Origin of the sequence: Pantoea sp. M_9, assembly GCF_008631385.1 — a bacterium.
In the GTDB taxonomy this organism is placed as follows: domain Bacteria; phylum Pseudomonadota; class Gammaproteobacteria; order Enterobacterales; family Enterobacteriaceae; genus Pantoea; species Pantoea eucrina.
Genome location: NZ_VWUF01000010.1, coordinates 108672 through 115214 on the forward strand (window position 1 = coordinate 108672; position 6543 = coordinate 115214).

The 6543-nt window shown below is 56.1% G+C and carries 6 protein-coding genes; 4 read left to right on the forward strand and 2 right to left on the reverse strand.

All coding sequences use genetic code 11. From position 1 onward, the window contains the following. The first annotated feature begins 108 nt into the window (after positions 1-108). A complete protein-coding gene (locus F3I15_RS14240) occupies positions 109-558 on the forward strand; it encodes a DUF4385 domain-containing protein (RefSeq protein WP_150018352.1) in 450 nt (149 codons plus the stop codon). Here F3I15_RS14240 and rimO read toward each other — a convergent pair. Next, complete coding sequence (rimO, locus tag F3I15_RS14245; RefSeq protein ID WP_150018353.1) at positions 555-1880, reverse strand: 30S ribosomal protein S12 methylthiotransferase RimO; 1326 nt, start codon at positions 1878-1880, stop codon at positions 555-557. The two genes, F3I15_RS14240 and rimO, sit on opposite strands and share 4 nt — an antisense overlap. A gap of 305 nt (positions 1881-2185) precedes the next feature. On the opposite strand from rimO, the gene F3I15_RS14250 reads away from it, so the two are divergent. Both F3I15_RS14250 and F3I15_RS14255 read left to right on the forward strand, forming a co-directional pair. Further along, a complete protein-coding gene (locus F3I15_RS14250) occupies positions 2186-2821 on the forward strand; it encodes a carbonic anhydrase (protein WP_150018354.1) in 636 nt (211 codons plus the stop codon). 105 nt (positions 2822-2926) lie between these two features. Then, the gene (locus F3I15_RS14255) at positions 2927-4060 is read left to right on the forward strand and encodes a PQQ-dependent sugar dehydrogenase (RefSeq protein WP_150018355.1); all 1134 of its coding nucleotides are present in this window, start codon (positions 2927-2929) and stop codon (positions 4058-4060) included. On the opposite strand, the gene F3I15_RS14260 is transcribed toward F3I15_RS14255, so the two are convergent. Beyond that, positions 4061-4717 carry an HAD family phosphatase gene (locus F3I15_RS14260; protein WP_150018356.1) on the reverse strand — a complete coding sequence of 219 codons (657 nt, stop codon included), beginning with the start codon at positions 4715-4717 and terminating at the stop codon, positions 4061-4063. Between the two features lie 271 nt (positions 4718-4988). Between F3I15_RS14260 and F3I15_RS14265 the strand changes: the two genes are divergently transcribed. Continuing rightward, complete coding sequence (locus tag F3I15_RS14265) at positions 4989-6191, forward strand: serine hydrolase (protein ID WP_150018357.1); 1203 nt, start codon at positions 4989-4991, stop codon at positions 6189-6191. The last annotated feature ends 352 nt before the right edge of the window (positions 6192-6543 follow it).

Genomic DNA, 6543 nt, shown 5'->3' on the forward strand with positions numbered 1-6543 from the left:
TTTCACAGATTTTTCCCGGGCCGTTGCGCAGGACGTTGCTCCGCCGGTAAGGATGCTGCCGGCGCAAAGCAGTTCCGGTGACAGCTCAGGGCGTAAAGGAGAAAAGAGATGGAACCGTTTGATTATCAGCAGGATTATAAAAATCTTGATTTACGACAGCACCCCGAGCTTTATCGCGTAGGGCGGGGCGAGCAGGGCGTACTGATGGTAGAGCCTTACAAAAGTGAAATTTTGCCCTGGTGGCGTTTTCGTACCGTAGAGGTAGCGAAAGAGTCTTCTGAAAAAATTATGCAGCTGTTTGAAGAGTATCGCGAAAAAGATGATTTTGTCGGTATGGATATGGCGCGCAAATTTATTCAGATGGGGTATACGCGCGCCCGGCGCTACAGCAATCATCAGGGTGGACGTAAATATGATGCGGATGGCAAAGAGCTGCCGCGAACGGTAGAAAAAGAGAAGGCCGCAGCGGCGGCCATCTTTAAAGCGTGCTGGGATAAATTACGCGCCGACGAAGATTATCTGAAGCGTAAAAAAGCGCACCAGCAGAAATATGGTTAGACGCGGCTGCCCCACAGATCGTATTCGTCCGCGTGCTCTACTTTCACCCGCACCACATCACCTGCTTTTACCTGCCGGTCGCCGTTGAGATAGACGGCACCGTCGATTTCCGGTGCGTCTGCCATGCTGCGTCCGACGGCACCCTCTTCATCCACTTCATCGATGATGACCAGAATTTCGCGGCCCACTTTCTCCTGCAGGCGTTCGCTGGAGATCTGCTGCTGCAGCTGCATAAAGCGGTCAAAACGCGCCTGTTTTACCTCATCAGGAACCTGATCCGGCAGCTGATTGGCGGTGGCGCCTTCTACCGGGCTGTACTGGAAGCAGCCTACGCGATCGAGACGCGCCTCTTTGAGAAAATCGAGCAGCATCTGGAAATCTTCTTCGGTTTCACCCGGGAAGCCCACGATAAACGTAGAGCGCAGCGTCAGCTCCGGACAGATCTCGCGCCAGCGCTTGATGCGCTCCAGCGTACGCTCCACGGCGCCCGGACGCTTCATCAGCTTCAGAATGCGCGGGCTGGCGTGCTGCAGCGGAATGTCGAGATAGGGCAAAATTTTGCCTTCGGCCATGAGCGGAATGACATCATCCACGTGCGGATAGGGATAAACATAGTGCAGACGTACCCAGACGCCGAGTTTCGCCAGCTGTTCACACAGGCTTACCATGCTGGTTTTTACCGGCGCGCCGTTCCAGAAACCGGTACGATGTTTTACATCCACGCCGTAAGCAGACGTATCCTGCGAAATCACCAGCAGCTCTTTCACCCCTGACTCAACCAGACGCTTCGCCTCATCCAGCACGCTGCCAATCGGACGGCTGTCGAGATCGCCACGCATGGATGGAATAATACAGAACGTACAGCGGTGGTTGCAGCCTTCCGAGATTTTCAGATAGGCGTAGTGGCGCGGCGTCAGTTTCACGCCCTGCTCAGGCACCAGGCTCAGAAACGGGTTATGAACAGGTTTAGGTACGTAGGTATGCACGTGCTCAAGCACCTGCTCATAGCTGTGCGGACCGGTGATCTCCAGCACTTTCGGATGCACTTCGCGGATCTGATCCACTTTGGCGCCCAGACAGCCGGTGACGATCACTTTGCCGTTTTCATTCAGCGCTTCACCAATCGCTTCCAGAGATTCCTGAACCGCGCTGTCAATAAATCCGCAGGTATTAACGATAACGATCTCCGCGTCATCGTAGCGTGGCACCACGTCATAGCCTTCAGTACGCAGTTCCGTCAGGATACGTTCTGAGTCAACGAGGTTTTTAGGACAACCGAGTGAGACGAAGCCCACGCGTGGCGGATTAGTGACATGGCTCATAAGGATAAAAATTCATCATAATTAGTATGGACAGGAGCGCGATTGTACAGAGGTTGCAGCGGAAAATGTATAGCTTAAGCAATAATCTGCCTGCCTGCAGAATATGAATGCATGGCTATGCTTAGAGTGCATGGCGCAGCCTGACGCCGGGTATTTCAGCCCGCAGCGGGTTGTGCGGTTGCTGCGATTTTGCTTAAATGACGGGTTGTTGAAGGTAACTTATTCTCAACGCTGAAGAATTTAAACGCATGCGCTGGCAGGCTACGAGATGACAGCGCAGCAGTGCATAGAGTGAGAGCAGACAAATGCAAGAGATCGTCAAAGGTTTTCTGAATTTTCAACAGAACGTATTCCCTGAAAGGAAGGATCTTTTCAAGAGTCTGGCTTCCAACCAGAATCCTAAAGCGCTGTTTATCTCCTGTTCAGACAGCCGTCTGGTGCCGGAGCTGGTCACGCAGCAGGAGCCAGGACAGCTGTTTGTGATCCGTAACGCCGGCAACATTGTGCCGCCATTTGGCCCGGAGCCAGGCGGCGTCTCTGCCACCATCGAGTATGCGGTACTGGCGCTGGGCGTAACGGAAATTATCATTTGCGGACACTCTAACTGTGGCGCAATGAACGCGATCGCCTCCAATGCCGACCTGAAAAACATGCCGGCGGTCGATCACTGGCTGCACTACGCTAACGCAGCAAAATCTGTGGTTGACGAGCGCAACTACGATTCTGTTGAGGTGCGCCTTAATGAGATGGTGAAAGAGAACGTTATAGCGCAGCTGAACAATATCAAAACGCATCCTTCCGTCTCGGTTGCTTTGCGTAAAGGCAAGCTGCGTCTGCACGGCTGGGTTTACGATATCGAAACGGGGAAAATCAACGCCCTGACTAAAGGCGGCGCGGAGTTTATCTGCCTGTCTGACAACCCGGAAACCTGCTTCGAGTAATCCCCTCCAGCCCGGCCTGCGCCGGGCTTAATGTTTTGTAAATTTCCCCCGCTGCTGCGTACGCGCTGTCTACCCTTAACGGCAGAGCGAATACAGGAGCAACCTATGCATATCTGGCGAGCAGCGCTGATTTCCGGCGCACTAAGCTGTTCTTCTCTGGCGCTGGCCGCGGATGTAGCGGTAGAGGTGCTGCAGGACAACCTCTCTCATCCCTGGTCGGTGGCCTTTTTGCCGGATAATCGCACGCTGCTTATCACCGAGCGCACCGGTCAGCTGCGCAGCTGGCAGCCTGAAGGCGGCCTGTCGAAGCCGATACAGGGCGTGCCGCAGGTCTGGGCTGAGCGGCAGGGCGGATTACTGGATGTGGTTCCGGCACCTGATTTCGCGCAAAGCCGCCGCGTATGGCTGAGTTACACCACGGCCGATAGCCGCGGGCGTGCCGGCGGCGTCGTGGGTTACGGTCAGCTGAGCGAGGATATGCAGAAGCTTAACGGGTTTCGCGTGGTGCTGGAGCAGACGCCTAAACTCTCCGGTGGTGCGAATATCGGTACGCGGCTGGCCTTTGACCGGCAGGGCTTTCTCTATGTGGCTTTCGGCGACAATTTTGTCAGCAGTAGCGCCCAGCAGCTGGATAAGCTGTCAGGAAAAATTGTTCGCCTGACGCAGGAGGGCGGCGTACCGCAGGATAATCCGTTTGTTCACACGCAGGGCGCTCGTCCGGAGATCTGGAGCTATGGCGTGCGTAATCCTCAGGGGCTGGCGCTGAATCCCTGGACGGGGCAGATGTGGGAGAGTGAGCACGGGCCGCGCGGCGGCGATGAGGTAAACCGGCTGGAGAAAGGTCACAACTATGGCTGGCCGCTTGCCACTTACGGCATCGATTACAGCGGGCAGCCGGTGCCGGAAGCGAAGGGCACGCAGGTAGCAGGAACTGACCAGCCGCTGTTCTGGTGGAAAGTGTCACCGGCTCTCAGCGGCATGGCGTTCTACACCAGTACGCGCTTTCCGCAGTGGAAAAACGCGCTGTTTATCGGTGCACTGAAAGATAAAAGCCTGATCCGGCTGCGCGTTGAGGGCGATCGGGTCACGGAGGAGGAGCGGCTGCTGAGCGATCGTAATGAACGTATCCGGGATGTGCGTCAGGGACCGGATGGCTGGCTCTACGTACTGACTGATGAAGCCAGCGGTAAATTGCTCCGGGTAGGCGTGCAGCCGGAGCAGGCTGAAACAGGTAACTAATCAGCGCGCCCAGCGGCAAATCTGCCAGCCGCGCTGCTCCGCCTCGTGCTGCAGGCGCGCATCCGGATTGACTGCCCAGGCGTGGTCAGCCCAGGCCAGCAGCGGCAGGTCATTAAACGAGTCGCTATAGGCCCAGGTATGTGTGAAACTGAGCGCCTGCTGACGGGCCTGCCAGTCGCGCAGGCGAACCACTTTACCTTCGCGATAGGTTGCGGTACCGAGAATAGCACCGCTGTAGCGCGCATTAACCACTTCAGCATGGATGGCCAGCGCGCCGTCCACGCCCAGACGTTCAGCGATAGGAATGGCAAGGTGGTCGCCGCTGGCGGTAATGATCAGTATCTTATCACCGCGCTGCTGATGCCACTGAATGCGCTCCCGCGCGGCAGGAAACACACGCGGCAGGATGTCGCGGTGGATAAAGCGTCTTATCCAGCCAGCCACGGTCGGCGTGGCCATGCCAGCCAGCGGTGCCAGTGTGGTGTGCATATACTCTTCAATGGGCAGCTCGCCAGCGTAATAACGCTGCATCAGCCTGCGATCCTCATCAATCACTGTTTCAGGCGCAAATCCCTGTGACACCAGCCAGCGCAACCAGAGGCTGGTACTGTCATCACATATCAGGGTTTCATCGAGATCGAACACGGCAAGATCCATAACGCTCTCCTCAGGCTGACTGATTCCAGCGTAGCGGAATTTTGTGACAGGCTTAGCTTTTCCGGACAAATTCAGAATTGTGCGCAGTTTTTTACTTCGGGTGACGGCATACACTGGACCGGACAGGATGTTGACCTGGATTAATATAAGAAAACTTAATTAACTTTACGATTCAACGGTTTTTTTCGCCAGCGCGAACCGTTAGCGTTTTACACGAGATCTTCCCCGCCCGCGAAAGCCCCGATTTTACAAGGACAATCTGGTTACGCCCATGAAACTACACCTTTGCGCATCGTTATTACGGCCTCTGGCTGCCACCTCGCTGTTGTTTATTTTCCCGGCTGTTTCTCAGGCCGTTGACGCTCCGGCTGCTCCGCAAATCGAGGCCAAAGCCTGGGTTCTGATGGACTATAACAGCGGCAAAGTTCTGGCTGAATCGAATGCCGATCAGCGGCTCGATCCCGCCAGTCTGACCAAGATGATGACCAGCTATGTGGTAGGGCAGGCGCTGAAATCAGGAAAGATCAATAACGGTGATATGGTGACAATTGGTCAGGATGCCTGGGCAACCGGTAATCCAAAACTGCGCGGCTCATCGCTGATGTTCCTCAAGCCCGGTGACCGTATTCCGGTATCAGAATTAAATAAAGGCATTGTTATTCAGTCCGGCAACGATGCCTGTATTGCGCTGGCAGATTATGTTGCCGGCAGTCAGGACGCCTTTATCGGGCTGATGAACAACTACGTTAAAGCCTTCGGTCTGCAAAATACGCATTTTATGACGGTGCATGGTCTGGACGCGGAAGGGCAGTACAGCACCGCCCGCGATATGGCGATTATCGGCCAGCGGCTGATAAGCGATGTGCCGGATGAGTATGCGCTCAACAGCGAGAAAGAGTTTACGTTTAACAATATCAAACAGCGCAACCGCAACCGGCTGCTCTGGAGCTCCAACCTGAAAGTGGACGGCATTAAAACCGGGCATACCTCAGGCGCAGGCAACAATCTGGTGGCGTCTGCCGTTGATGGCGATATGCGTCTAATCTCGGTAGTGCTGGGCGCACAAACCGACGCCATTCGTTTTCGCGAAAGTGAAAAGCTGCTGACCTGGGGATTCCGTTTTTATGAAACGGTAACGCCTATCAAGGCAGATAAGCCGTTTGCCCGTCAGCGCGTCTGGTTTGGTGATAAGGGAGAAGTGGATCTCGGCGTGGCGAAAGATGCGGCGATTACCGTACCTAAAGGCCAGATGAAAAATCTGAAAGCGAGCTTTACCCTGAATACGCCGCAGCTGGAAGCCCCCATCGCCAAAAATCAGGTTGTCGGCACTATCGATTTCCAGCTGGATGGAAAAACCATCGAGCAGCGCCCGCTGGTGGCGATGGAAGCCGTACCGGAAGGCGGCTTTGTCGGACGTATCTGGGATTTTATTATGATGAAATTCCACGGCTGGTTCGGTAAGTGGTTTAGTTAGGAAGCGGGGGCAGGCGCTGGTTCCGGGCCGGTTCCGTTCGCCACGGGGGCTGGCGCCGGTTTCGTTCGCCGTCAGCTGCGGGGCGCAGATTAAGCGCCGGTTCCGTTCGCCGTCAGCTGCGGGTAATGTTAAGCGCCGGTTCCGTTCGCCGTCAGCGGCGGCAGCAGCCTCCGCCCCGGCACGGCGACCGGGCAGAGGACGCCAGGCCGCGCCCTCTGCACTCCCCGGCCCTGCGCCAGCCCTGTCCGCCGCTGCGCGGTTCCCTCGCTCACGCCCGCTTCCCCGGGACCGGCCGCCATTCGCTCCTGCTCACCGCGCCCTTTCGCCGACGTCCTGTCGGCTCATCCCGGAA